The sequence below is a fragment of the Paraburkholderia sp. WS6 genome (assembly GCF_030464835.1).
GTDB classification, from domain to species: Bacteria; Pseudomonadota; Gammaproteobacteria; order Burkholderiales; family Burkholderiaceae; genus Paraburkholderia; species Paraburkholderia madseniana.
This window is the reverse complement of sequence record NZ_JALQCK010000011.1, coordinates 101,095-124,554: the sequence shown is the minus strand read 5'-3', so window position 1 is coordinate 124,554 and position 23,460 is coordinate 101,095. Positions and strand designations below refer to the sequence as shown.

Below are 23,460 nucleotides of genomic sequence, written 5' to 3'. Positions count from 1 at the left end.
CGTCTGCTCCGCTAGGGTTTGGCTGCGCTGATGGCGGCCGGGCCGCCTTGCGATTCGATGTAGGTCACCAGCGCGGTCAGCTCCTGCTCGGTCAGGTCGAAGTTCGGCATGATGGGTGCGAAGCCCTTCACGACGCGGGCCTTCGGATCGCGGATGAAGGCGCGCAGATAGGCTTCGTCCACCTTCGCGGTGCTGCCGTCGGCCATCGTTTCGGTCTTGCCGTACAGGCCCTTCCATGTGGGGCCCACGCGCGGACTGCCGTCCACGGTATGGCAGGCGAAGCAGCCCTTGGCCTCTGCGAGCGTCTTGCCCTGATCAGCGAGCGCCTGGGCGCTGCCGCCTGCAGCGGCGGGTGCGGCCTGCACCCTGGCCTGCTGCCGCTGCGCGAACGTGCTCTGCTGCGCCAGCCAGCGCGAGAACGATGCTTCGTCTTCCACCACCACCACGCCGCGCATGTTGGAGTGCCCGATACCGCAAAGCTGCGCGCACAGGATGTCGTAACGCCCTGCCTTGGTCGGCGTAAACCAGAAGGTGGTCACCATGCCGGGCACTATGTTCATGCGCGCACGGAACGGCGGTACGTAGAAGTCGTGCAGCACGTCGCGCGACCGTGTCAGGACCTGGATCGGCCGGTTGAGCGGCAGGTGCACCTCGGGCGTCTCGATCAGGTAGTTGTCACGGCCGTTGGGGTCGCCGGGGTTCAGGCCGAAGGGGTTGTCGTTGCTGATGTAGCGCACGTCCGTCGTGCCCAGCTTGCCACCGGGGCCGGCAAAGCGGAAGCGCCATTGCCATTGCTGGGCGAGCACTTCCATCTGCAGCACGTTGCGCGGCGGCCGTACGAAGTCTGCGTAGACGAAGAGCCCCGGTGCCAGCAACGCTGCCACGCCGACAGTGGTCAGGCCGATCAGCCACCATTCCAGCCGCTTGTTGTGCGGCTCGTAAGCAGCGCGATGACCCCTGCGGTGGCGGTAGCGCACCAGTGCGATCACGATGAACAGGTTGATCGCGATGAAGAGCGCGCCGGTAATGACGAGCGTGATCGTCAGCATGTCGTCCATGCGCACCCAGTTCGAGGCGATCGGCGTGATCCACCAGGGACTGGCAAAGTGAAACCCCACCGCCAATACGATGATCAGGATCAGGGCAATCGCAAGCGACATAGGCCACCTCGCTGCGTGTCACTCGTTGGAGCCGCTAACAAAAAAGGCTCCTGGCGTCGTTGTGCCGCCTTGCCGTACTTCGTACTGCCTGCGCCGGCACTTCTGCCAGGACCGCTTCGCTGAGCGTTGTAAGCGGCCCTAAAACAAAGGTAGTCCTCTCCTCTGCATCGTGCAAGACAGCGTCAGGGGGAAGCGCGCCCCATATACGGATCGCGCGAATGGAGGAGTCACTTGCCGCGATGCAATACAAAACGGCCGCCTCCAGCATTGGTTGCCGAAGCAGCAGTTTCCCAAGGGCGCCGGGTGTTTAGGGTCTGTTCACGTATGCGACGTGCGTACGACGACTTGCTGCCGGCGCGGATCACATCGCGACATATCCATGTCCTCGCGAATCACAGTGTCGCACTCGAACAGTTACCCGAGACATCCTTGCTGCAAAGCAGCGACGTCGTGCACTCGCTCGAACGCGGCGTGGCGCTCGGCGGTGCGACCGGCGCGCTTCTCGGCCTCGTGGCACTGGTGTATCTAGACGAGGCCATCGGCGCCCCCTTTGGGTCGAATACGGCCCAATACATGTCAAGCGGAGTCTCGACATGGCACATATGCAAAAGACAGAATGGCCAGCCAAAAGCACGTGAATGACCTAGTACCCACGCCCGGTGGTATTTTTGGTGGTATCCGTACCGGCAAAATTCCACGAACCCGCTCCAGCAAAGCGATAGCCGGAATTTTTCCATTCCGGCCCTGGCACCAAAAGTTGTTCCGGCATGAGCCGCATGCATTCCGAGAAGCCCCGTAAAGTCAACGCCTTGCGGGGTTTTTTCTTTCCTGGATGATCCGGCTCGAAGCAGGCGCACGGTGACAACCGTGAGCGTTGTGTACACACACGGAGCTAGTGCCGCCTATCCTTGGAGATAGGCGAACCGCAGGGCTCCGTTCATGATCAATTTGCACGAACTCCGGTATGTTCGGCTCGGTACCCGCGACATTGACGCCGCGACGAAGTATGCCGCCAATATCCTCGGATTACAGCTGGTGCGCCGCGAGGGCGGGTGGGCCTACCTGCGCTCAGATCAGCGCGATCACACGCTGGTCTACTTCGAGGGTGATCCAAACGACAATACCATCGCATTCGACGTCGTCACGAATGAGGCGCTCGAGCATGCGGGCGCGGTGTTGGAGCAGAACAGTTTCCGCATACACGTCGGCGGTCGCGACGAGTGCGACCAACGTCGGGTACGCGCCTTCATCAGTTTCAGGGACCCGTCGGGCAATCAGGTCGAATTGGTGTTCGGCGCCCTGCATAGCGGCCGCCGTTATTTTCCATCACGCGACGCCGGAATTACTGGCTTCAGCCATGTGGGGCTGCGCACCACCGATCCCCGACGCGACGAGATGTTCTGGACGAAACTGTGCAATGCGCGTGTTAGCGACTGGATCGGACCTGCTCCACTATTGAGGATCGACGAGGTGCATCACAGGATCGCCCTCTTTCCGTCCTCGTTTGCCGGTATTCAACATATCAATCACCAGGTTGAAAACATCGACGACCTCATGCGCGCCTGGTACACCCTGCGTGAACAGGGGATACCCATTCGGTTCGGACCCGGGCGGCACCCGACCTCGGGCGCCGTCTTTCTCTACTTCGAGGGACCTGACGGAATGACTTATGAATATTCGACTGGCGTTCGTCTGATCGGGCCGGATGAGGAGGCGACCTGGTGCCCCCGCCAGTTCCCGTTCGACTCCACCGGCTTTTGCATGTGGGGCGCCAAACCCGACATTCCGGAGTTTCAAACCTGACACGTGACCAGATTCATGGTTGATCGCGCCAGAACATAAAGGCCACCGGAGACGGCGTGCTGATAGCGCGCGGGCGCAGGCTTCCTGCCGGCACCCTACTCGAAGAGACAAACGGGATTCCGCGGCTGCAGGGAGAACGCCATGGCGACGATCAGAACTGTCGATGTCCAGGACTTCATCAACTCGCACAAGTTGTCGAGGTATCAGCTTCTGATCGTCGCGCTGTGTTTCCTGACGGTCGCGCTCGATGGTTTCGATACCGCGAGCGTCGGGTTTATCGCGCCTGCCATCAGGAAGCAATGGGCACTGAGTGCGCTTCAGTTGGCGCCTGTGTTCGGCGGCGGCCTGTTTGGTCTGATGATAGGGGCACTCCTGTTCGGTCCGCTCGCCGACAGGTTTGGGCGCAAACCCGTACTCTGCCTTTCAGTGGCGTTTTTCGGCGCAATGTGCCTGTGGTCCGCCTATGCGACTTCTCTGCGCGAACTCATACTTCTGCGGTTCCTGACTGGGCTGGGCCTTGGCGGGGCCATGCCGACGGCCATTGCGATGACATCCGAATTCGGTCCCGCGAAACAGCGCTCGCTATTGGTGACGAGCATGTTCTGCGGCTTCACGTTAGGCGGGGCATCGGGGGGCGTAGTCGCCTCACTGATCATTCCCCTGCATGGCTGGCAGGGCGTGCTGCTAGTCGGTGGGGCAATGCCGTTGATGCTGGTGCCGGTTCTAATATGGCTGCTGCCCGAGTCGGTCCGGTACCTGGCGCTGTCCGGCCGAATGCAGGAGCAACTGGCTCGCACGCTCCGCCGCATCGCGCCGCAGGAGCCGCTCGACCATGCGACGTTCACTGTCCCCGAGAACAAGATCAAGGGATCTCCGGTCCGCAACCTTTTCAGCAAGAGCTTGATCGTTGGCACCGTCTGTCTCTGGCTGACCTTCTTCATGAGTCTGTTGGTGTATTACCTGCTCACCAGTTGGCTGCCGACAGTCATTAGCAACACAGGCATTCCTTTGGGTATGACTGCGCTGATCGCCGCAGCGCTGCCCCTGGGCAGCACGGTCGGCGCCGTACTGATCGGCCGACTGATGGACAGGCACAGTCCCTGTCTGGTGCTCACGGGTTCCTATCTTATTGCCGCCATGTTTATCCTGCTCATCGGCGTCGCCTCGTCGTTGCCGATGCTGGTGTTCGCAGTCTTTGGGGCTGGTCTTGGAACCGGAGGCTCGCAGACCGGCGTCAATGCACTGGCGGCGGCCTACTATCCCACCGCCAGCCGCGTTTCCGGTGTGAGTTGGGCTCTTGGCATTGGCCGGGTGGGTTCGATCGTGGGTTCGATGGTCGGCGGCGTGCTGCTAGCCATGCATCTGGGCCTGTCCTTCATGTTCGTGCTGGTTGCGATTCCCGCTATAGTTGCTGCACTCAGCATGTTTGGCATGGGGCGCTACGAGGCCACGCACAAATCGTCTGAAGTTGTTCAAGCGATCCCTGGTTCCGTCAAGCTTTAGGGGCCGTCAGTGCCTGATTCTCCCTGAGGAGCGCGGCGACCCACAGGTGTCCACGTTCTATCGATATGTCCAGCGACGGTGTGTGACAAACGTGAGTGGCGTCACCGCGCAAATAACCATCGCAATCCCTATCCATGGGCCAGCCCCCGTCATCTGCGCGAAGTAGGACACCAGTCCGGTCAAGGTCGCACCGGCAAGCGAAACAGTGATGAATCGCCAGACGTTCCGCACACGCAGCGACGACGAAAAACTCCAGAGCGTGTTCACAAGATACGACCAGCAGGTCGCGCATGCGAACGCGACCGTGTTCGCGAGAAACTGCGACGTACCGGCGTGTGATATCAACGCGACGGCCACGCCGACATGCAGGCCAGTCGCCGACAGTCCGCAAACACCGAAGCGGATCAGTCTTGTCAACTCGGTGCTGTTTTTCATGCCGGTGTCACTTCGCTGTCAGCACAGCGAGCAGCGACACGCCGCACGGCAACGCGCCATGTGACACCCAGTGACGCTCGGCACTGAAGATCCGATAGAGGAGCATGTTCAGAGCACCGGTCGGCGTGGCATCGCCGCTCGACCGGTCGTGCTTGAGCAGACGATCGATAAAACGCACGGCAATCGCCAGCGGAAGCAGCAGCGTGTTGAAGTAAGTCATGCGTTCGATCTGATACCCTGCCTCATCGGCGCACGCCGCGAGCGCCGTTCGACCATAGCGTCTGTGATGGTGAAGATAAACGTCGTGCGCGCTCCACAGCCATTGGTACGCCGGCACTGTTACGACGATTTTCCCGCCGGGGGCCAGTACTTCCCGCATGCGCGCAAGCGAGCCAACGTCGTCGGCAATGTGCTCGAGGCAATCGAAAAAACAGATCAGGTCGAAGCGTTCGGAGTCGAAAGGCAGATCATCCGGGCAGCGTCCTGCGCGGATATCGAAACGCTCTCCGGTGCTTTTTGCGGTCAGCATCCGCGCTGTCTCGTCCATCTCCATTCCGCTCACACTGCCGAACTCGGCGAGCATTTCCAGGTTGCCGCCGGTGCCGGAGCCCACTTCGAGCACACGCGCGCCGGAGGGCAACATAAGGCGGCGCAGCACCGAACTCAACACATCGCGCCGGCCGCGAAACCACCAATGTTCGGCCTCGGTTTCGGCCATCTGAAGATAAGCATCGGGGGACATGATTCACACCTCCACGATTCAGCGGCCAGCGAACCGCACGCGTTTGCGCGACGGTTCGAACCGCAGGGTGTTCGACACGCGTGCGCTGTTGCGCCCGACCGGCAGCGTGCTGATCTTGCTACTTTCCTGATAGCGGCGGCGCACGAGATAGACCGGCCGTCCCTTCGTCTCGTAGTAGATTCGGCCGATGTATTCGCCGACCACGCCGATCCCAATCAACTCGATACCCCCCATGAACAGCATCACGGAAAGCAGTGACGCGTAGCCCGGCACCGGGTTGCCGAGCCATAGCGTGCGGCCGATGATGAAGCCGCCATACACAAAAGCGACCGTGGCGATCGCAAGGCCAATATAGGTCCAGCTCCGCAGCGGCACGGTACTGAAGCTCGTGATGCCTTCGAGCGCAAAATTCCACAACCGCCATCCGGAGAATTTCGAATGACCGGCGCTGCGCGGCTCGCGCTGGTATTCGACAATCACGGTCCGATATCCGACCCACGCAAACAGCCCTTTCATGAAGCGCCGACGCTCCGGCAAGCTTCGCAGTGCGTTGACGACCTGGCGGTCCATCAGTCTGAAGTCGCCGACGTTCTCCGGCAGCTTCACTTCAGACAGCGCATTGTGAACGCGATAGTAGATCGCGGCGGCGGTGCGTTTCGCGAAGGTGTCGCACGCGCGGTTAGACCGTTTGGCGGCAACCACTTCTGCTCCGCTGCGCCAATGTTCGATCATCACCGGGATCAGGCTCGGCGGGTCCTGAAGATCCGCGTCAATAGGAATCACCGCGTCGCCGAATGCTTCGTCGATACCGGCCGTCAACGCCGCCTCCTTGCCGAAGTTTCGCGTCAGGTCGATGACACGTATGCGCGCGTCGCGCACGCTGGCGGCGATCAGCTTATCGAGCGTGCCATCGCTGCTGCCGTCGTTGACGCAGACTATTTCGAAACGCGTCGATGCAATCCCCTCGAGAACCGGAACGATCTCGCTGAAGAAATGATCTACCGCCTCGCCTTCGTTGTAGAACGGCACTACCAGTGAAATCAATGGAATATTATTTTGTTCAAACATGATTACCTCCCCGTAATTCTGATTTGATGCTATGAGCCGGTGGGAATGTGGGGCGCACATTGCGCACGTTTGTCTCCGGCATTTCCTTCTTTTGTGTAGTGGCCCTCACTCGTCGGCATAACGTTGGAAGACCGGGGCCGCGCGCCTTTCCAGCGCGATGCGCCGCAGCAGCATCCCGAGCGTTGTCAGCGAGATCAACGGCAAGAACTGGAGTGGCCCGCAGGCAATGACCAACATGCCCCCAAGCGGCGCGATCCAGAGCACGGCCAGCCATTCCCGTTCGCCGCGCTCCCAACCAGCAACCAGCGCATACCGGCAATACCATGCGATCAGCACACCGAACCAGGCGAGATCGTAGTCGTAGAGATATGGGCTCACGAGCAGGCTCGCGCAGATCAACGTTGCCGCACGCAGGGCATACGAGCATTCACGGCTCCACCCGTAACAGACGGCAGCCGCGGCGATCAGCGCACACGCGCCCTGCGCCGCGTAAGCGAGCCCAGCCGGCGCATGAACCAACGTAGCGAGCGCGAATACAGTTGGCACTCGTGCCAGCGTGGCGTGTGCGGACTCGATGCTGTAAGTGGCAATCCCGGTGTTATGCAGGAATGCAGTTAGCGTTTGAGCGCCGAACACGAGCACCGCAAGCGCGAGTGTGGCCCCGGCCGTCAACACGAAGGCAGCCAGCGCGCGCCAGGACCGGGAGCACAGCAGCGCCAGCGGAAACAGCAGGACCAGTTGCGGCTTCATGCACAACAGGCCCAGACAGACCCCTGCAGCAACCGGCCGGCGGCGCAACCATACAAGTCCGCACCCTGCAAGCGCGGCTGTCAACAAGCCGTTTTGCCCGGTGCTGATGACGAAAAGCGCACCAGGAAAGAACAGCACGGGCAGGATAGCGTGCCGGTCCGGCACGATGACCCTGATCACCTTGACGAAGAACGCGTATGCGCCACCGAGCCATAGCACCGCAGCCGCCTTGTAGGGAAGCAGCGCGAGCGGAACGACCAGCAACAGCGTGTTTGGCGGATACAGCCACGGCAGGACGCCGTTGACGGTGCCGAGGTACGGCACCGTGCCGATCTCGGTCACGGACAGCGCCTTGACGTTATAGGCGTCGACTGCGTGCCCATGCAGGGCAAGAACTGCAGCACTCCAGAACGGCAGGAAATCGACCATGAATGGACTCGTGCCGCTCAGCCCGTTCTGCCTGCTCATCCGGACCAGCAAGATTGCGATGAATAATGTGTAGCACCCAAATACGATAATCGGGTATAGCCGCAGACGATCCGCGTTGAGCCAATGCGGACGCCTCGCCGGACCCGCTGCGTGCAATACCGGCAGCGGCCGGCATTTCGGCGAGGCATGGCGAAACGTGTGCAGGTTCATGCCGCCTCCTGCGCATCGAGCCGCGTGCGCCGCACGATAACGAGCAGAGCGAGAAGCAGGACCACCGGTCCGATTTGCGGCAACAGGGCCAGGCGATTGAGGTACTCGTATAGCGGCAGCAGCCACGCCACCACCAGAATGACCTGCTCGCCGCGCCGCCAGCCCTTTTCCAGACCACACACCGCCATACAGGCAAGCGCCACGCCAAGCCAGGTCAGTTCGTAGAACCACAGATAGGGGTTGGCGAGCAGCGTCGCCACTGCCAGTACCGCAGCCCGCATACGCAGATCGTCTGTGCGTTTCCACACATAACACGCGGCCACAGCCGCGATTATTGCAACGCCGCCTTGCGCGATATAAGCCATGGCAATCGATACGTCGGCGAGGCGCAACGCGGCGAACGGGGTCGGAGACACAAACCAGTACAGCATGCGGCTCTCGAGCACCAACTCTCGCACGAGGCTCGTGCTGGCCGCGAACGCGTGGAGCGATTGAGTGCCGCACACCAGCACACTGAGCGCCGCAAACACCGCTGCGCTGATCGCTGCCACCCACATGGTTTTCCATGCACGCGCCGCGATCAATACCACCGGAAACAGCACCGCCAATTGCGGTTTGGTCGCCAGCAAGCCGATGCAAATGCCGGCTAGTACGGGTTTTTTCTCAGTCCAGCGAACGGCGAAGGTCATCAGCGCGGCGGTCAATAAAGCATTCTGTCCAATGACAGCTGCGACATAGACACCCGGGTACGCCAGCACGACGAGCCCCGCAATCTGCGGTCGGCGAAAGTGCGCGGCGAAACCGCTGACACCTAACGTGCCCGTTGCAAACAACCAGGTGCCGACGCACACGAACAGTAAATAGCAGAGGGCGTAAGGCAGAAGAGCAAGTGGTGTGACGAGCAGCAGCAGCGTCGGCGGATAAAGCCACGGCAAAAAGCCATGCCCGACATACGCACCGAAAAGCGCCGATTCTGCCCGTGCAAACGTAGGATAGTCGTAGACCGCCGCCGGCGAGCCGTTCAACATCATGTGCGATGCAGTCCAGAACACCGAGAAATCGATGCCTGGCCGGGTGGCGTCCGTTGCCATAAAGCCGCGGCTGGTCCAACCCCACGCCGCCAGGACGATGACGTTCAGCACGAGCATCACACAGCTATACAGCAGCACGCGTTCGCGTGTCAGCCAGCTATGGATGCGGCGTTCGGCGCCGAGCGCTCCCCGATCTGAAAAGTACATGATCCCCGCCTCGTACGAGAGCCGGATATTTTTTCGCATCCGGTCTATCTGATTTTTTGGTTTCCATTCCTAAGCGAACGAATGGTTCATCGCGCGCTTGTGGTCGCTTCATTGTTGTAGGAAACACTTGGACTTTCAAGACATCGTTTTCCTCACCGATCGTGGTACCTGTCAAAGTCACGCGTCACAGCGCAAATTCGACGCGTTTTCTGGCGTCCCGGATGAGTCGCGTGTCAAATTTGAGACGGTTCGGACTGGCAGGCCCATGGAAATGCCGTCGATCTCATCGACGCCGGCGTTCAGACCGACCCAGGGTAAATCGCGAGATATTTTCCGCAGGGCAACGACCGGCGGGCCTCTCCGGGATTCTGCCTCCGGCGGGTTGGCGCCCGAAATCGTCGCAGATTAGAGACAACCTGTGCGCCGGAGGTGGGATTGAACAACACGCAAACCGGTGTCACCTCCGTATTTCCTGGCATTTGGGGAAGCTGGCCCAGAGCTTGCGAAGGAAAGGGCGCGGAAGTCGACGACGTGACGACCGGCGCGATTCAGGTAGCAGGTACGAGAAAGAACCTGAAAACGCGACTGGAGTCAGCCACGGGGAAGTTTCTTCACATACGCAGCTGCAATCATCAAAGACAGCGCGGATGGAAAGAGAACAGATGGTGGTCGCCGACTGACTAGCGTGCTCCGGCTTAGGCCGGAAGCCAATAACGAGCAACAGAAGGCAAGGACCACAACATGAACATCGATCAAACAAAACGACGGGCCCACCGTCGCCACAGCGACACCAGCTTCACGTTCCCGGCAGCAACCACGTCGATCATTCGCCGCGTGCATCGTCGCGCCGACAATGATCTCCACGGCCCCACCCCCTGGCAATTCGCCAGGCACTTGCTCCGTGGTCTGTTTCCTCGCATCGAATCTTCCGGCCAGATCGGTTTACATGCATCCACGTGTATGTCGACGCGGCCGGCCTAGACTCGGCACCCTTTTTTCCGCAGTGCCCGTAGTACCTTCCCTCAGCCAATTCAGGTCAAGGGTTTCTAATTAGTTATCCAAAGGAGTTCGCCATGCAACATTTCATCGCCCAAGCCAAGCGTTTCGTTCGTGACGAAGATGGTGTAACCGCCATTGAATACGGACTGATCGCTGCCCTGATCGCCGTCGTCATCATCGGTTCCGTAGGGATCGTTGGTACAAAGCTGAACGCGGTCTTTACGACGATCGGTACCGAACTATAAGCCGCGCGCCGACGGACGATGTCGATCCGTTGATTCGTCCGTCTCCGCCGGGCCTTCCATTCTGACAGCAATCCATAACCTACACAGGAGATAGCAATGAATGCGATGAGAGAGGCGGCACGACGCGTCACGCTGCTGCGGTCCTTCCGGACTGACGCAGCCCGCATCAAACGTTTCGTGTCAGACGAACTAGGTGTGACGGCCATCGAGTATGGCCTTATCGCCTCACTAATTGCGGTGGTCATCATCGGCGCCGTAGCGCTAGTCGGGACAGATCTGAACGCGGTATTCACCACCATCGGAAGCGAGCTGTAGAGACGGGATTTGACGGGTGAGCGACCCTCTGTCTCTCCCGTCTTCCCCAAGATCATTGCGTGTTCCACCGTCGGGCGAAACCGACGACGAACCAATTCGGGAGACAGCCATGCACGCATGGAGCGACATTGCGAAGCAATTGCTGCGGGACGACAGCGGCGTCACTTCGATCGAGTACGCGCTGATCGGGTCACTCATTGCAGTGACGATCCTCGGCGCGGTCGCAACGCTTGGCAGCTCCGTGAGCAATCTCTATCAGCGCATCGCGACCAAGGTTGCGGCGGCGCTTTCATAAACGCAGAAAAAACCATCGAGACCCGACATGTTTCTGCCCCCACAGCCCATTCCTGCATGCGTGATTGCGCTGGCCATCGTGACAGCCAGCACAGACCTCACTTGCCGGCGGATTCCGAACCGGATCATCGCGATCGGGCTCGCCGCCGCGCTTATCGTGCAGATCCGGCTGAATGGCCCGCTTGCCGGAAGTGCGGACTGGCTCACGGGCGCCCTGACCGGGTTCGCGGTGCTGCTGCCCTTCTATCTGTTGCGGGGCATGGCCGCCGGCGACGTGAAACTGCTTCTGACGATCGGCGCCTGGGTCGGACCGGCGATGACCGTCCGTATCGCCCTGGCAACGTTCGTCGCGGGCGGGATCTGGTCGCTGTGTGTCACCTTGCGGCGCGGGCGCACGAGGCAATTGCTCGTGAATCTCTGGTGCCTCGTAAGCAGCGCATGGAACCCCGGACGACAGATGGCCGGGACTCCTCAGTACCAGCAGATCGAATCGGTTGGATCACTGCCCTATGGCGTTGCCATTGCCGCAGGGACGTTAGGAGTGTTGTTCGCATCGGCTGCATAGCCGAAGAATCCGGGGTTGCCGCCAGCATGGACAGCCAGAACCGTACAGCCTGTGATGCCGGTCGCAAACCGGTGCAGGAGAAAAGAGCGATGAACCAGCAGAACATTGAAAACGGGAGTGTCGCACAGGTTACGCACCTTCCGGAGCCTGATCCGTCGTACGGCCGTCATGCGGAGGAATCCACCGTGTCGTTGCGTGCTCCGCGCACGCTCGCCGAAACCGGACTGCCGCAGGAGTTCGTGACACGGCTCGTACTCAAGTCCGTCCTGCTGCACGGCAAGTCGAGTTACGCGGATCTCGCCGAGCGGCACAAGCTGTCGGTGGGCGTACTCGACGACTTGCTGGCATTTCTCGTGCGCGAGCACCTTGTCGAGATCACCCACCGCGGCGCGAATGACATCGACGTGCAGCTTCGTCTCACGGACAGCGGCCGCAATCTCGCACAAGACGAAATGACGCGCTGCAGATATTGTGGCCCCGCCCCCGTCACGTTCGACAGCTATGCAGCAAGTGTGCGCGAGCACTCGATTCGTTGGGTCCGCATCACGCAAGGCGACGTAACTTCGGCATTCCGCAACGTGGTAATCGATCACGCGCTGCTCGATGCAGCTGCAGCCTCGCTCAATGCCGGACGGCCGTTGATGCTGCACGGTCTCGCAGGCAGTGGCAAGACGTTTCTTGCCGAACGGCTTGGACTGCTGCTGCGCGGCAACGTACCGATTCCCTATGCGTTCTACGTCGGCGGCGAAATCGTGCAGCTTTACGACCCACTCTTGCATCGTGATGCGCCCGAACAGAGTCAGACGCAGGTGAGCGACCGGCGCTGGCGCATGTGCTGCCGCCCGATGGTGATCTCCGGCGGCGAACTGACGCTCGAAGCGCTCGACCTGCGCTATGACGCCACGGCCGGCTTCTATCAGGCGCCGCCGCACATGAAAGCGAACATGGGTCTGTATATCGTCGACGATCTCGGGCGCCAGCGCATCGCGCCTCACGATCTGCTCAACCGCTGGTTGATGCCGCTCGATCGGGGTGTCGATCAGTTCACTCTGCAATCCGGTGCGCGCTTCATTGCACCTTTCGACGTATGGCCGGTGTTCTCGTCCAATCTAGCTCCGGCCCAATTCGACGACGCATTCCTGCGGCGGCTCGGCTCGAAGCTGTACGTCGGACCCTTATCGGTCGACGACTATCGCGCGGTCTTCAACGCGCGTTGTGCTGCGCTCAAGCTCACTGCTGTGCAAACCTCATTCGACTACCTGCTCCACAACCTGCATCTCCCGACCGGCAAACCGTTCCTGGCCTGCTATCCAGGCGATCTGCTCAATCTGGTCTCCGCCACGGCGCACTACCGCGGCACGGCGCGCGAAGTGACGGGGGATGGACTGCGCGAAGCATGGCACAGCTATTTCGGCACCGCGATGGACCACGACAGTACTTACCCACCTACGGCCGACCGGCCGGGCCAACAGTTAGCCGCCGGTTGACCGGCAAGTGTCCAACGACCTACGCAGGAGTATCACCATGAAAAACAGTCGCGCTTTAGTCATGCTGGCCGTCGCCATGCTGGCCGGTCTGGCCGCCGTGGTCTTCGCTTCTCGATGGCTGATACAAACCTCGTCGAACGCGGTTACGCCTATTGCGGTCGCGGCGGGCGACGTCAGCCTCGGCGAGCCGCTCAACGCCAACCTGATCCGCACCGTCAACTGGCCGACAGGAAGTGTGCCGCCGGGTGCATTCACCGATCCGAAATCGCTCGAGGGCCGTGTGGTGCGTACGAGTCTCGGGCGCGGCGAGCCCGTGATCGAGGCGAAGCTCGCACCGATCGGCACCAAAGGCGGCCTCTCCGCCGTCATCGGCGAAGGCAGCCGCGCCATCACGGTCCGCGTCAACGACGTAGTCGGCGTAGCGGGCTTCGCGCTGCCGGGCAACTACGTCGACGTCATCGTGAACACTCAGGAACCGGGCAAGAGCGACGCTCAGCAAAGCATCTCGAAGATCGTGCTGGAAAAGATCCTGGTGCTCGCGGTGGCCCAGCAGGTCAATCGCGACGACACGGCGCCGAAGGTCGTCAACGCGGTCACGCTCGAAGTCACGCCTGACCAGGCGGAAAAACTCGACCTTGCGCGCAGCGTCGGCACGTTGTCGCTGGTGTTGCGCAACCAGGTTGATAAGGCGATGCAGCCGACCGGCGGCGCCACGAAGTTCACGCTGCTCGGCACACCTGCAGCGGTACCGGCCTCGGCACCTGCCGCTTTGCCCGCGCGTCCGGCGCGCGTGCACTACGCCGCACGACCAGCGGCGAAGCGAGATTGCGTGGGCGTGCTCTCGGGTGCGTTGGGCAGTGTCGAATGTTTCTAGGGCGGATGCGGCGGCATCTGCGAAGACGGGCCGCTGCAACTGGCACCACTAAGGCAAATAACGGAAGTCTCGATCGACCGATGTCGAGAAACGGGGGCAGGAAAATGAAAACGAAACTGAGGTTCTCAACCGGTGGTGCGATGCGTAACCGCTCGCTGAGCGGCGTCGTACTCGCCTCGGCGTTGTGCACCGGATTGCTTGTCGCACAAAACGGCTCAGCGCAGGAAGCGCTCGAGAGCCCAGTGCTCGCGAAGGCCCGGCCGAATGCGCCGTTGCCGGTGGGCCGCGCGCCAACGCCGATGATGGTCAGCATGGCGCCAATGCCGGCTGGCGGGGCAGCCGGCGCATCCGTGCCAATGCGCGGCCCGAACTGCACTGGAGATATCCACGAAGAAACCAGCGTCGTCGTGCCGGTCGGCAAGTCGACACTCTTGCCGCTCGCCGAACCGGCACGCAATCGCACGCTCGGCAATCCGACGATCGTGCAAGCCACGCTGGTGTCGCCGCGCACGCTTTACCTCGTCGGCATGGCGGTCGGCACGACCAACATGATCGTTCAGGGACGCAGCGGCGGATGCCAGATTATCGATGTGATCGTCAACATCGACGCCAACGGCTTGCAGCAATCGCTCGGACAACTGTTGCCCGGCGAGCGTGGCATCCGCGTATCGACCGCTGCGGGCAACCTGGTGCTCGGGGGAAGCGTGTCGAGCTCGCCGGCTGCCCAGCAGGCGCTGGAGATCGCGAAGGCCTTTGCGAGCGCACAGCCCACCCAGCAATCGCAGAGCGGAACCGGTGTCCTCGGCAACGGGACTCCCGTGAATCAGCAGAGTTCGAGCACCAGCAAGCCGGCCGAAGTGATCAACATGATGACGGTCGACTCGCCGCAGCAGGTGATGCTCGAAGTCAAAGTCGCCGAGGTGTCGAAGACGCTCATCAACCAGATGGGCGCGGCGCTCAACATTCAGGGTGGCTTCGGCTCATGGAGCGGCGTGCTCGCGAGCAACCTGCTGGCCGGTGTAACGAGCCTCATCTCGGGCAGCAAGGCGAACAACCGCCCGTTAAGCTTCGCCATCGACGCGCAGAAGACGGACGACCTCGTCAAGATCCTCGCCGAACCGAACCTCGTCGCCATCAGCGGCCAGGAGGCTACTTTCCTCGCCGGTGGCAAGATCTTCATTCCAGTGCCGCAGAGCAGCAGCACGGGGGCGACGACCATCACCCTGCAGGAAGAGGAGTTCGGTGTCGGCCTGAAGTTCACGCCGACCGTGCTCGCCAACGGCCGCATCAGCCTGAAGGTCGCACCTGAAGTGTCCGAGCTGTCGCCAACCGGCATCACGCTCAGCGCGACTAACGTGAGCGGTGTGTCGATTCTGCCGCTCATCACGACGCGTCGTGCATCCACGATGGTCCAGATGAACGACGGCGAGTCGTTTGCGATCGGCGGCCTGATGAAGAGCAACGTGACCGGCGCGCTGAAAGCCATTCCCGGCATCGGCGAAGTGCCGGTGCTCGGAGCGCTGGCACGCAGCACGTCATTCCAGCAGGACCTCACGGAACTGGTGTTCATCATCACGCCGCATCTCGTCAAGCCGCTGCAGACCGCCGACCTGCCGCTGCCGACGGACAGCTTCTCGCAACCGAACGAAGCCGACGTCTACGCAACCGGCAACATGGAAGGCCGTCACCCGAAAATGCGTGCCGCGCCTGCCGGCACTGCCCCGGCTGCCTCGCCCATGCCAGCCCCGGCTTCGGTGAGCCCGGCGGCACCGCTGCCCTCGCCCGCACCGGCGCCGCAACCGCCCACCGGGCCCGTTGCGACGGCGTTGCCGCAGCCCGGCCCGCAGGCCGCGACGCCCAGCGCCGACCGGTCGCGCCCCATGCCGGATACGGCGGCGGGCACGGCGGCGCCGCTAACGGACACGCCACGATCCGCGGACGCCGAACAGGCGGCCCGCGCCGCCCGTATCGAAAGCGCCGCGGCACGGATCGCCTCCCGCAAGGTTCCGCAAGAAGTCGCGAACGCGGACGCTTCCACCCACGCGATCGAACATTGATGTGATGCCAAGGGGAATCTCATGAAACAAGAACACTTTGCTTTCGCACGCTGGGCCGCGCTCATCGTGCCGGTCTGTGCAGCGCTCGGCGGTTGCATGTCGAGCACGCCGATCTGGGACGCGCATTTTGGCGAGGCGCTCAAAACCGTCACTCAGGCGCAGATCATCGATCCGCACGCGGCAGAACACGCTCAGGCGGCTCAGAGCATGGACGGCAAGTCCGCCGCTTCGGCGATGGACACCTACGACAGATCATTTCAACAACCCCCACCGTCGCCGAACGCGTTTGTCATCGGCATCGGAAGCGGGGGCGGCGGGGCCAGCGGTCAGTAAGAACAATATGCTCGGGGGGCGTCATGCGTAGCGTCAATCAGTCAGGCAGGTGTGGTGCGGCTCGTCGAGGCGAGCGCGGCGCAGTGTCCATCATCGTCGCGTTGTCGCTCGTGGCGCTGATCGGCTTCGTCGGCCTCGCGCTCGATCTCGGCAAGCTGTACGTGACCCGAAGCGAGTTGCAGAACAGCGCCGATGCCTGTGCGCTGGCCGCCGCACGCGATCTCACCGGTGCAACAGTCAATCTGTCTGTCTCCGAGGCGGCCGGCATCACTGCCGGCCACCTCAACTACGCGCTGTTCCAGAGCGGCGCCGTGCAGATGACAACAGACAGCAGCGTGCTGTTCAGCGATTCGCTGAGCAACCCGTTCCTGCCGAAGAGTTCCGTCGCCACCCCGGTGAACATCAAGTACGCAAAATGCACAACGTCCAAGGCGAACATTGCAAACTGGTTCATCCAGGTGCTTGGCGCGTTCAGCGGCACGAGCGTAGCCAATGCAACCGTTTCCGCTACGGCCGTTGCAACCGTCGGTGCCGCGCAAACCACCTGTGCGATTCCGGCGTTCATCTGCAAGGCCGGAACGGAGACTACGCCGCCGACCGCAGGCGAGACGTATACGGTCGGGCAGTGGATCGCGTCGAAAACCGGCGCCTCTCCAGCATACGGACCAGGCAACTTCGGCTGGGCCGCCCTCGACGGCAGCAACAGTGCCAATTCGATCAAGAATGAATTGACTGGAAATTTTTGCTCCTTGCCCGCCACCGGCGCGAACATCGGCTCGACAGGCAACATGGTCGCCGACTCAGGCGCCTGGAATACACGCTTTGGTATCTACGGCACATCGTTCAAGGGACCTGCCGACGGCCAGCCCGATTTCACCGGATACGCTTACACCGCAAAGACGTGGAGCGCGCAGAGCAACGCCTATAGCGACTTCGTCAACGAGCGCAAAACGTTTCAACCCTATCAGGGCGACAACGTCACCCTCGCCAACACCAAAGGCACGTACAGCGCCAGCAACTACCCGCTCGGCGCCGACCGGCGTCTCGCACTCGCCCCCGAACTGGATTGCGGCGTGCTGGCGAGCAGCCACCAGGCTCCGGTCATTTCCTGGGATTGCGTGCTGATGCTCGACCCGATGGACTCCGGCGGGACGGCCGGCCCGGTCCATCTGGAGTACCGCGGTTCGTCGTCGGCGCCGGGAAGCCCGTGTGCAACGCAGGGTGTGCCTGGTTCCGGCAGTTCGGTCGGGCCGCAAGTACCAGTATTGCTGCAATAGGGGACTGTCATGAACAAACGCTCTACCCGTCCAGCACGCATGCGCGGTGTCGCCGCGGTGGAATTCGCCATCGTGCTGATTCCGCTCGTGATGCTCGTCGCCGGCGTGGCCGAATTTGGCCACGCAATTTACCAGTACGAAGCGCTCACGAAAGCCACGCGCGATGCCGCTCGCTATCTGTCCACCTACCTGCCGAGCGATAGCGCCTACCCGCTCGCGCAGGCCCAGTGTCTCGCCGTCTATGGCAGTACGACCTGCGCGGCGCCGGGCAGCGGTACGGAGCTCGTAACCGGTTTGACGACCTCGATGGTGATCGTGTGCGACAGCGCGCACACGACCAGTTGCGCCGATGCCTCCGACCCGGCGCAGTTCGCCAACGTCCCGACCTATGACAACAACAACGGAGCCGGCCCTTCGAACGCAGCCGGCAGCATCAACCTCGTCGAAGTCAAGATCAAGGGGTATCCGTACTCCGCGATCCTGAACTACTTCAATCTGTCTACGCTGAAGTTCGGCAACATCGTCACCGTGATGAGGCAAGTGTCATGAACCCGAGCCCTGTTTCCCGGTCACCGCGGCTGCGCGCACAACGCGGGGCGGCCGCCGTGGAGTTCGCGCTGGTCGCAGGCATCTTGTGCACCTTGCTGATCGGCGTTTGCGAACTGAGCCGCGTGCTCTTTTACTGGAACACCGCGAGTGAAGCCGTGCGCCTCGGCGCACGTACCGCCACGGTCTGCGATGCCGATGCCGCGGTGATCAAAAGCAGGATCACAAACCTGCTGCCGTTGCTCGCCACGTCCAACGTGAACGTCACGTACACACCCTCTGGTTGCGACTCCGACGCCGCCACTGCTCGCAGCACGTGCACGTTAGTCACCGTCAGCGTGACCAACGTCAGCGTGAAAACCATGATTCCGTTCGTGCCCCTCACGCTCAAGATGCCACCGCTCACCACCACCCTGCCGCGCGAAAGTCTCGCGACGTCGACAGGCGGCACCGTCTGTCAATAACACAACATATCCAGGCAGCCACGACCATGATCAACATTCTCATCACTTCGGAAAACACCGCACGGTTGTCCCAGATCGTGAGTCTGATCGGCGAATGCGGCAACTACCGCACCACCCGCGTGGCCGGCAGACCGTCGTCGCTAGTAGAGCGCGGCGATAGCCTCGACGCCTTCGACGTGCTGATCGTCGACGCATCGTCGCTCGAAACTGCCGAGCTTCCGGTTGTCGGCAAGCTGTGCCAACGGCGCCCGCAGGTCACATCGATCCTGCTGATGCCCGATGCGTCGCCACAGACGCTGATCGAAGCCATGCGCGCCGGCTTTCGCGACGTGCTCGGCTGGCCGCTCAACAAGGCTTCGCTCTGTGAAGCGCTGTCGCGCATCGAGAGCCAGCTAGTGCAAAAAAATGGCGCGCACGAAACGCAGATCGTTTCGTTCCTGTCCTGCAAGGGCGGAGCGGGAACCAGCTTCATCGCCAGCAACGTGGCTCATGCGATCTCGGATAGCCAGCAAAAACGTGTGCTGCTGATCGACCTCAGTCAGCTTTTCGGGGACGCTGCCTTTCTCGTCACCGACGAAAAACCACCCTCGACCTTGCCGCAGATGTGTGCACAGGTAGAGCGGATGGACGCAGCCTTTTTCGACGCGTGCCTCGTGCACGCGAGCGACACGTTCCACATACTCGCCGGCGCCGGCGACCCTATCAAAGCGTCGGAGATCAAGGAGGAAAGGCTCGAATGGATTCTGGGCGTCGCCGTTCCGCGTTACGACGTGGTGATCTTCGATCTCGGCCAGTCCATCAATCCGCTCTCCATCCTGGCGCTCGATCGCAGCAACCAGATCCATCTCGTCTTGCAGGCGAGCATGCCGCATGTGCGCGCGGGCCGGCGTCTGCAGGAGATTCTGGCATCGCTCGCTTATCCGCCCGACCGTACCCGGCTGCTTCTGAACCGGTACACGCGCCATGGGGAACGCGCACGGGCCGCGCTGGAGGAAGTTCTCGGCATGCATCCCTATCAGGTTATCCCGGAAGACACCGAGACCGTGTCGGAATCCGTGAACCACGGTGTGCCGATCACGAAGATGAGCCGCAATAACACCGTGTCGCGCAGTCTGCTTGCGCTCGCAAACAACATCGTCAGCCTGTCGGCGGGACCCGAGGGGGCGCGCGTGAAGGGCGAGCCGCTGCTCACCCGCTTCTTCGGACGCAGCCCGGCGCCGAAGCTCAAGGCAATGTAATACACCCCAGGAGACCATCATGTCGCTGCGTGAACAGATTTCCGCTCAACGCGTGCAGCCGTTCGGCGAACGCGAAAACGCACAGTACTCGCCGAACCAAATGGCGCGGAGTGCTTACCAGAAGCTGAAACGGGAAATACATCAGTGCGTGCTCGAGCGAGTCGAACTGGAACGTCTGGCGCGGATGCCGACTGAACAGGTCCGCCACGAAATCGGTGCGCTCGTTACGCGCATTCTCGAAGAGGAGAAAGCGCCGGCCAACGATCTCGAACGCCGGCAACTGGTGATCGACGTCTACGACGAGATGTTCGGGTTCGGTCCTCTGGAAAGCCTGCTGCGCGATCCGACGATATCCGACATTCTCGTCAACACGTACAAGCACACCTACGTCGAACGCAAAGGGCGGCTTGAACTGACCGACGTGACGTTCTACGACGACACGCACCTCATGAAGGTGATCGAAAAAATCGTGTCGCGCGTCGGACGCCGGATTGATGAATCGAGCCCGATGGTCGACGCCCGTCTTCCCGATGGCTCACGGGTCAATGCAATCATTCCGCCATCCGCGGTCGACGGACCGCTGCTCTCGATCCGGCGCTTCGCGGTCAATCCGCTGCAAGTCTCCGACCTGGTCCAGTTGCAGAGCCTCACGCCGCCGATGGCGGAAGTACTCGAAGCGCTGGCGCGCGCGAAGGTGAACATCCTGGTGTCGGGAGGGACCGGCAGCGGCAAGACGACGCTGCTCAATGTCCTGTCCGGCTTCATACCGGACGATGAGCGCATTGTGACGATCGAAGACGCGGCGGAACTGCAAATGCGGCAGCAGCATGTGCTGCGGCTCGAAACGCGCCCGCCGAACATCGAAGGGCGCGGCGAGATCACGCAGCGCACGCTGGTGCGCAATGCCCTGCGGATGCGGCCTGATCGCATCATCCTCGGTGAGGTGCGCGGCGCCGAGGCGCTCGACATGCTCAACGCGATGAACACCGGTCACGAAGGATCGCTCGCCACCATCCACGCGAATACCCCGCGCGATGCGCTGACTCGCCTCGAAAACATGATCAACCTCGGGGGCCTGTCGCTGCCGACGAAAACCATGCGCCAGCAAGTTTCATCGGCCATCTCGGTCGTGATCCAGGCTGCCCGGCTGACTGACGGCAAACGCAAGATCGTTAGCATTCAGGAGATCACCGGCATGGAAGACGACATCATCAACATGCAGGAAATCTTCACGTTCAAGCGAACCGGCATGGACGAGAACGGCAACGTGCGCGGGCGGTTTTGCGCGACCGGCGTGCGGCCAAAATTCGCCGAGCGCTTGCAGGCGTTCGGCATCGCATTGCCTGACTCTATCTACGATCCCGGACGGCATTTCGAAACCAAGTGATCCAGCCGACCCGATCCGCTCATTGACTCTCTGCGGTCTCAGGAGACACGCATGACCCCGATCTTTTATGCATTCGCCATCCTGCTGTTCCTCGCTGTCGTGCTCGCGCTCGAGGGTGGTTACCAGTGGTGGAACAATCGTCACGGCCCTGCCGCCCGCCGGATCGAATCGCGTATCCGCGCATTGTCCGCCGGCGGCCAGGTTCATAAGGAACGCTTGACGATCCTGAAGCAGCGCATGTTGAGCGAGTCGGCACTGCTCGACAAGCTGCTGATGCAACTGCCTCGCGTCCAGACGCTCGACTTGTGGATCCAGCAATCCGGGCTCAAGTGGTCGATTGCGCGGTTGATCGGTACGACTTTCGTTCTGCCTGCCACCGTGCTCGCTCTCGCCACGCTCACGCCCGTACCGACGACGATCGCCGCGCTCGGTGCCTTGTCCGCATCAGTGCTGCCGTTCCTCCATGTGAGCCGGCGGCGTAGCAAGCGGCTGCGCCAACTTGAACGCCAGTTGCCTGACGTCGCCGACATGATTAGCCGCGCGCTACGCGCAGGACATGCGTTCTCTAGCGCAATCGGCATGGTCGGCACTGAATTCGCCGAGCCGATGGGGGGTGAATTCCGCATCACCTTCGACGAAATCAACTACGGCGTCTCACTGAACGAGGCCTTGATGAATCTCGCGACGCGCGTGCCGATCCGCGATCTGCGCTACTTCGTGATCGCCGTCCTCATTCAGCGGGAGACGGGCGGCAATCTCGCGGAGATACTGGACAGCATAGCAACGCTCATCCGCGAACGCATGAAGCTGTTCGACAAGATCCGCGTGCTGTCTGCCGAGGGCAAGTTGTCGGCGTGGATACTTGGCCTGCTGCCCTTTGTCACCGCGGGGTTCATGATGGTCCTTAACCCCACGTTCCTCGAAGTGCTGTGGCAGGACCCGGCCGGCATCAAGGTCGTCGAGACAGTGGTGTTCTCCATGTTATGCGGCGTGCTGTGGATGCGGCGCATCGTGAAAATTCGCGTCTGATTGCACTTTTCGCACACGCGCCGCAGATCAGGAAATTAAGGAGCTGTCATGCAAACGCTCGACTCAATGCATATGCTGTTGCTGGTCGGCCTTTTCGCCGTGGTGTTCGGCGCGGTATTCGCCGCAATGCTGCTATTCTCGCCGCGCGATATGCGTCGGCGTATCGAACAGGCAGGCGGGACCAGCCTCCCCATGTCCGACCCCGGCAGCATGCCGTCAGGCTCGGCATGGCTCGAAAAGCTCGCCGAGATTTCGCAGCCGATTTCGAAACTGTCGATCCCGACTGAAGGCTGGGAAAACTCGGCACTGCGCGTGCAAATGATGAACGCGGGTTGGCGCACGCAGGGAGCCGCCGCACTCTATTTCGCCGCGAAAACCCTGCTCGCGCTCGCGCTGCCGCTGATTGCACTTACGTGGCTGGCCAATACCTCGCTCGCGACACAGCAGTATGTCTTGATGTCCCTGCTCGCCCTGCTCGCCGCGATCGGCTACTACCTGCCGAATTTCGTGCTGACGCGCCGCATTGCATGGCGCAAGCGTGCAATTTTCGAAGATTTTCCCGACGCGCTCGACCTGCTGACCGTGTGTGTCGAAGCGGGCCTCAGCCTCGACGCGGCGTTGATGAAAGTGGCGGGAGAAATCGAACTGCGCAGCCCGGTGGTCGCCAGCGAGTTCCAACTGATGCTGCTCGAAATGCGCTCCGGGTTCGCCAAGGAGAAAGCGTTACGCAATCTTGCTTTGCGCACCGGTGTCGAGGATGTCGATTCCTTTTGCGCAATGCTGGTTCAGGCCGAACGTTTCGGCACCAGCATCGGCGCCTCGTTGCGCGTGCTTTCGGACACGCTGCGCTCACGCCGCCGGACGCGCGCTGAAGAACAGGCATCGAAAATCGCGCTGAAACTACTATTTCCGCTCATTTTCTGCATCTTTCCTGCCCTTCTCACCGTCCTGCTGGGGCCGGCGTTTATCCACATCTACCGGGTTCTCCTTCCCACTTTGAGTGGCGGCTAGC

At 61.6% G+C, this 23,460-nt stretch carries 24 protein-coding genes and 1 pseudogene; 19 read left to right on the top strand and 6 right to left on the bottom strand.

Going from position 1 to position 23,460, the window contains the following annotated elements:
• Window positions 1-11 precede the first annotated feature (11 nt).
• Window positions 12-1,160, bottom strand: a complete 1,149-nt coding sequence (locus M0D64_RS15875) for a c-type cytochrome (protein WP_266258404.1) — start codon at window positions 1,158-1,160, stop codon at window positions 12-14.
• 324 nt (window positions 1,161-1,484) lie between these two features.
• Between M0D64_RS15875 and M0D64_RS15870 the strand changes: the two are divergent.
• The 3 genes and pseudogenes from M0D64_RS15870 to M0D64_RS15860 all read left to right on the top strand — a co-directional run.
• Window positions 1,485-1,679: pseudogene (locus M0D64_RS15870) on the top strand (DUF1269 domain-containing protein); the annotation flags it as partial.
• Window positions 1,680-2,099: 420 nt separating this feature from the next.
• Complete coding sequence (locus M0D64_RS15865; RefSeq protein WP_266258403.1) at window positions 2,100-2,963, top strand: VOC family protein; 864 nt, start codon at window positions 2,100-2,102, stop codon at window positions 2,961-2,963.
• A gap of 141 nt (window positions 2,964-3,104) precedes the next feature.
• Window positions 3,105-4,466: an MFS transporter gene (locus M0D64_RS15860; RefSeq protein ID WP_266258402.1), complete on the top strand. Its 1,362-nt coding sequence runs from the start codon at window positions 3,105-3,107 to the stop codon at window positions 4,464-4,466.
• Window positions 4,467-4,523: 57 nt separating this feature from the next.
• Here the strand turns inward: M0D64_RS15860 and M0D64_RS15855 are convergent, their stop codons facing one another.
• The 5 genes from M0D64_RS15855 to M0D64_RS15835 form a co-directional block, all read right to left on the bottom strand.
• Complete coding sequence (locus tag M0D64_RS15855; RefSeq protein ID WP_266258401.1) at window positions 4,524-4,901, bottom strand: GtrA family protein; 378 nt, start codon at window positions 4,899-4,901, stop codon at window positions 4,524-4,526.
• A 7-nt stretch (window positions 4,902-4,908) separates the two neighbouring features.
• Window positions 4,909-5,643 carry a bifunctional 2-polyprenyl-6-hydroxyphenol methylase/3-demethylubiquinol 3-O-methyltransferase UbiG gene (locus M0D64_RS15850; RefSeq protein ID WP_266258399.1) on the bottom strand — a complete coding sequence of 245 codons (735 nt, stop codon included), beginning with the start codon at window positions 5,641-5,643 and terminating at the stop codon, window positions 4,909-4,911.
• 18 nt (window positions 5,644-5,661) lie between these two features.
• Window positions 5,662-6,711 carry a glycosyltransferase gene (locus M0D64_RS15845; protein WP_266258398.1) on the bottom strand — a complete coding sequence of 350 codons (1,050 nt, stop codon included), beginning with the start codon at window positions 6,709-6,711 and terminating at the stop codon, window positions 5,662-5,664.
• A gap of 105 nt (window positions 6,712-6,816) precedes the next feature.
• Entirely contained in the window at window positions 6,817-8,100 is a 1,284-nt protein-coding gene (locus M0D64_RS15840) for a glycosyltransferase family 87 protein (protein WP_266258397.1), read from the bottom strand.
• Window positions 8,097-9,338, bottom strand: coding sequence for a glycosyltransferase family 87 protein (locus tag M0D64_RS15835; RefSeq protein ID WP_266258396.1), 1,242 nt, complete (start codon window positions 9,336-9,338; stop codon window positions 8,097-8,099). The genes M0D64_RS15840 and M0D64_RS15835 overlap by 4 nt, the downstream gene beginning before the upstream one ends.
• Before the next feature lie 741 nt (window positions 9,339-10,079).
• Between M0D64_RS15835 and M0D64_RS15830 the strand changes: the two genes are divergently transcribed.
• From M0D64_RS15830 to M0D64_RS15755, 16 genes are all read left to right on the top strand, one after another.
• Window positions 10,080-10,319 carry a hypothetical protein gene (locus M0D64_RS15830; protein ID WP_266258395.1) on the top strand — a complete coding sequence of 80 codons (240 nt, stop codon included), beginning with the start codon at window positions 10,080-10,082 and terminating at the stop codon, window positions 10,317-10,319.
• Between the two features lie 92 nt (window positions 10,320-10,411).
• Complete coding sequence (locus M0D64_RS15825; protein WP_266258394.1) at window positions 10,412-10,582, top strand: Flp family type IVb pilin; 171 nt, start codon at window positions 10,412-10,414, stop codon at window positions 10,580-10,582.
• A gap of 105 nt (window positions 10,583-10,687) precedes the next feature.
• Window positions 10,688-10,897, top strand: coding sequence for a Flp family type IVb pilin (locus M0D64_RS15820; protein ID WP_266258491.1), 210 nt, complete (start codon window positions 10,688-10,690; stop codon window positions 10,895-10,897).
• A gap of 109 nt (window positions 10,898-11,006) precedes the next feature.
• Entirely contained in the window at window positions 11,007-11,192 is a 186-nt protein-coding gene (locus M0D64_RS15815; protein ID WP_266258393.1) for a Flp family type IVb pilin, read from the top strand.
• A gap of 27 nt (window positions 11,193-11,219) precedes the next feature.
• Window positions 11,220-11,756, top strand: a complete 537-nt coding sequence (locus M0D64_RS15810; RefSeq protein WP_266258392.1) for a prepilin peptidase — start codon at window positions 11,220-11,222, stop codon at window positions 11,754-11,756.
• A gap of 89 nt (window positions 11,757-11,845) precedes the next feature.
• Window positions 11,846-13,243 (top strand): ATP-binding protein, encoded by a 1,398-nt coding sequence (locus M0D64_RS15805; protein WP_266258390.1) that lies wholly within the window; start codon window positions 11,846-11,848, stop codon window positions 13,241-13,243.
• 37 nt (window positions 13,244-13,280) lie between these two features.
• Window positions 13,281-14,117, top strand: a complete 837-nt coding sequence (gene cpaB, locus M0D64_RS15800) for a Flp pilus assembly protein CpaB (protein WP_266258389.1) — start codon at window positions 13,281-13,283, stop codon at window positions 14,115-14,117.
• A gap of 104 nt (window positions 14,118-14,221) precedes the next feature.
• A complete protein-coding gene (locus M0D64_RS15795; protein WP_266258388.1) occupies window positions 14,222-16,174 on the top strand; it encodes a type II and III secretion system protein family protein in 1,953 nt (650 codons plus the stop codon).
• 21 nt (window positions 16,175-16,195) lie between these two features.
• Window positions 16,196-16,507 (top strand): hypothetical protein, encoded by a 312-nt coding sequence (locus M0D64_RS15790; RefSeq protein WP_154560850.1) that lies wholly within the window; start codon window positions 16,196-16,198, stop codon window positions 16,505-16,507.
• 23 nt (window positions 16,508-16,530) lie between these two features.
• The gene (locus tag M0D64_RS15785) at window positions 16,531-17,784 is read left to right on the top strand and encodes a TadE/TadG family type IV pilus assembly protein (protein WP_266258387.1); all 1,254 of its coding nucleotides are present in this window, start codon (window positions 16,531-16,533) and stop codon (window positions 17,782-17,784) included.
• 39 nt (window positions 17,785-17,823) lie between these two features.
• The gene (locus M0D64_RS15780) at window positions 17,824-18,333 is read left to right on the top strand and encodes a TadE/TadG family type IV pilus assembly protein (RefSeq protein WP_266258490.1); all 510 of its coding nucleotides are present in this window, start codon (window positions 17,824-17,826) and stop codon (window positions 18,331-18,333) included.
• Window positions 18,330-18,794: a TadE/TadG family type IV pilus assembly protein gene (locus M0D64_RS15775; protein ID WP_266258386.1), complete on the top strand. Its 465-nt coding sequence runs from the start codon at window positions 18,330-18,332 to the stop codon at window positions 18,792-18,794. Before M0D64_RS15780 ends, M0D64_RS15775 begins: the two co-directional genes overlap by 4 nt.
• A 26-nt stretch (window positions 18,795-18,820) precedes the next feature.
• Window positions 18,821-20,032, top strand: a complete 1,212-nt coding sequence (locus M0D64_RS15770) for an AAA family ATPase (RefSeq protein ID WP_266258385.1) — start codon at window positions 18,821-18,823, stop codon at window positions 20,030-20,032.
• A 19-nt stretch (window positions 20,033-20,051) separates the two neighbouring features.
• Window positions 20,052-21,419, top strand: coding sequence for a CpaF family protein (locus tag M0D64_RS15765; RefSeq protein ID WP_266258384.1), 1,368 nt, complete (start codon window positions 20,052-20,054; stop codon window positions 21,417-21,419).
• A 51-nt stretch (window positions 21,420-21,470) separates the two neighbouring features.
• Window positions 21,471-22,448 carry a type II secretion system F family protein gene (locus M0D64_RS15760; RefSeq protein ID WP_266258383.1) on the top strand — a complete coding sequence of 326 codons (978 nt, stop codon included), beginning with the start codon at window positions 21,471-21,473 and terminating at the stop codon, window positions 22,446-22,448.
• 48 nt (window positions 22,449-22,496) lie between these two features.
• Window positions 22,497-23,459 carry a type II secretion system F family protein gene (locus M0D64_RS15755; RefSeq protein ID WP_266258382.1) on the top strand — a complete coding sequence of 321 codons (963 nt, stop codon included), beginning with the start codon at window positions 22,497-22,499 and terminating at the stop codon, window positions 23,457-23,459.
• The last annotated feature ends 1 nt before the right edge of the window (window position 23,460 follow it).

Excerpts from the sequence above, each read along its gene's own strand:
- M0D64_RS15770 (WP_266258385.1), top strand. The coding sequence starts at position 18,821 with ATGATCAACATTCTCATCACTTCGGAAAACACCGCACGGTTGTCCCAG.
- M0D64_RS15760 (WP_266258383.1), top strand. The coding sequence starts at position 21,471 with ATGACCCCGATCTTTTATGCATTCGCCATCCTGCTGTTCCTCGCTGTC.
- M0D64_RS15850 (WP_266258399.1), bottom strand. The coding sequence starts at position 5,643 with ATGTCCCCCGATGCTTATCTTCAGATGGCCGAAACCGAGGCCGAACAT.
- M0D64_RS15825 (WP_266258394.1), top strand. The coding sequence starts at position 10,412 with ATGCAACATTTCATCGCCCAAGCCAAGCGTTTCGTTCGTGACGAAGAT.
- cpaB (WP_266258389.1), top strand. The coding sequence starts at position 13,281 with ATGAAAAACAGTCGCGCTTTAGTCATGCTGGCCGTCGCCATGCTGGCC.
- M0D64_RS15780 (WP_266258490.1), top strand. The coding sequence starts at position 17,824 with ATGCGCGGTGTCGCCGCGGTGGAATTCGCCATCGTGCTGATTCCGCTC.
- M0D64_RS15805 (WP_266258390.1), top strand. The coding sequence starts at position 11,846 with ATGAACCAGCAGAACATTGAAAACGGGAGTGTCGCACAGGTTACGCAC.
- M0D64_RS15835 (WP_266258396.1), bottom strand. The coding sequence starts at position 9,338 with ATGTACTTTTCAGATCGGGGAGCGCTCGGCGCCGAACGCCGCATCCAT.
- M0D64_RS15785 (WP_266258387.1), top strand. The coding sequence starts at position 16,531 with ATGCGTAGCGTCAATCAGTCAGGCAGGTGTGGTGCGGCTCGTCGAGGC.
- M0D64_RS15790 (WP_154560850.1), top strand. The coding sequence starts at position 16,196 with ATGAAACAAGAACACTTTGCTTTCGCACGCTGGGCCGCGCTCATCGTG.
- M0D64_RS15775 (WP_266258386.1), top strand. The coding sequence starts at position 18,330 with ATGAACCCGAGCCCTGTTTCCCGGTCACCGCGGCTGCGCGCACAACGC.
- M0D64_RS15830 (WP_266258395.1), top strand. The coding sequence starts at position 10,080 with ATGAACATCGATCAAACAAAACGACGGGCCCACCGTCGCCACAGCGAC.
- M0D64_RS15865 (WP_266258403.1), top strand. The coding sequence starts at position 2,100 with ATGATCAATTTGCACGAACTCCGGTATGTTCGGCTCGGTACCCGCGAC.
- M0D64_RS15810 (WP_266258392.1), top strand. The coding sequence starts at position 11,220 with ATGTTTCTGCCCCCACAGCCCATTCCTGCATGCGTGATTGCGCTGGCC.
- M0D64_RS15845 (WP_266258398.1), bottom strand. The coding sequence starts at position 6,711 with ATGTTTGAACAAAATAATATTCCATTGATTTCACTGGTAGTGCCGTTC.
- M0D64_RS15755 (WP_266258382.1), top strand. The coding sequence starts at position 22,497 with ATGCAAACGCTCGACTCAATGCATATGCTGTTGCTGGTCGGCCTTTTC.
- M0D64_RS15840 (WP_266258397.1), bottom strand. The coding sequence starts at position 8,100 with ATGAACCTGCACACGTTTCGCCATGCCTCGCCGAAATGCCGGCCGCTG.
- M0D64_RS15875 (WP_266258404.1), bottom strand. The coding sequence starts at position 1,160 with ATGTCGCTTGCGATTGCCCTGATCCTGATCATCGTATTGGCGGTGGGG.
- M0D64_RS15795 (WP_266258388.1), top strand. The coding sequence starts at position 14,222 with ATGAAAACGAAACTGAGGTTCTCAACCGGTGGTGCGATGCGTAACCGC.
- M0D64_RS15860 (WP_266258402.1), top strand. The coding sequence starts at position 3,105 with ATGGCGACGATCAGAACTGTCGATGTCCAGGACTTCATCAACTCGCAC.
- M0D64_RS15815 (WP_266258393.1), top strand. The coding sequence starts at position 11,007 with ATGCACGCATGGAGCGACATTGCGAAGCAATTGCTGCGGGACGACAGC.
- M0D64_RS15820 (WP_266258491.1), top strand. The coding sequence starts at position 10,688 with ATGAGAGAGGCGGCACGACGCGTCACGCTGCTGCGGTCCTTCCGGACT.
- M0D64_RS15855 (WP_266258401.1), bottom strand. The coding sequence starts at position 4,901 with ATGAAAAACAGCACCGAGTTGACAAGACTGATCCGCTTCGGTGTTTGC.
- M0D64_RS15765 (WP_266258384.1), top strand. The coding sequence starts at position 20,052 with ATGTCGCTGCGTGAACAGATTTCCGCTCAACGCGTGCAGCCGTTCGGC.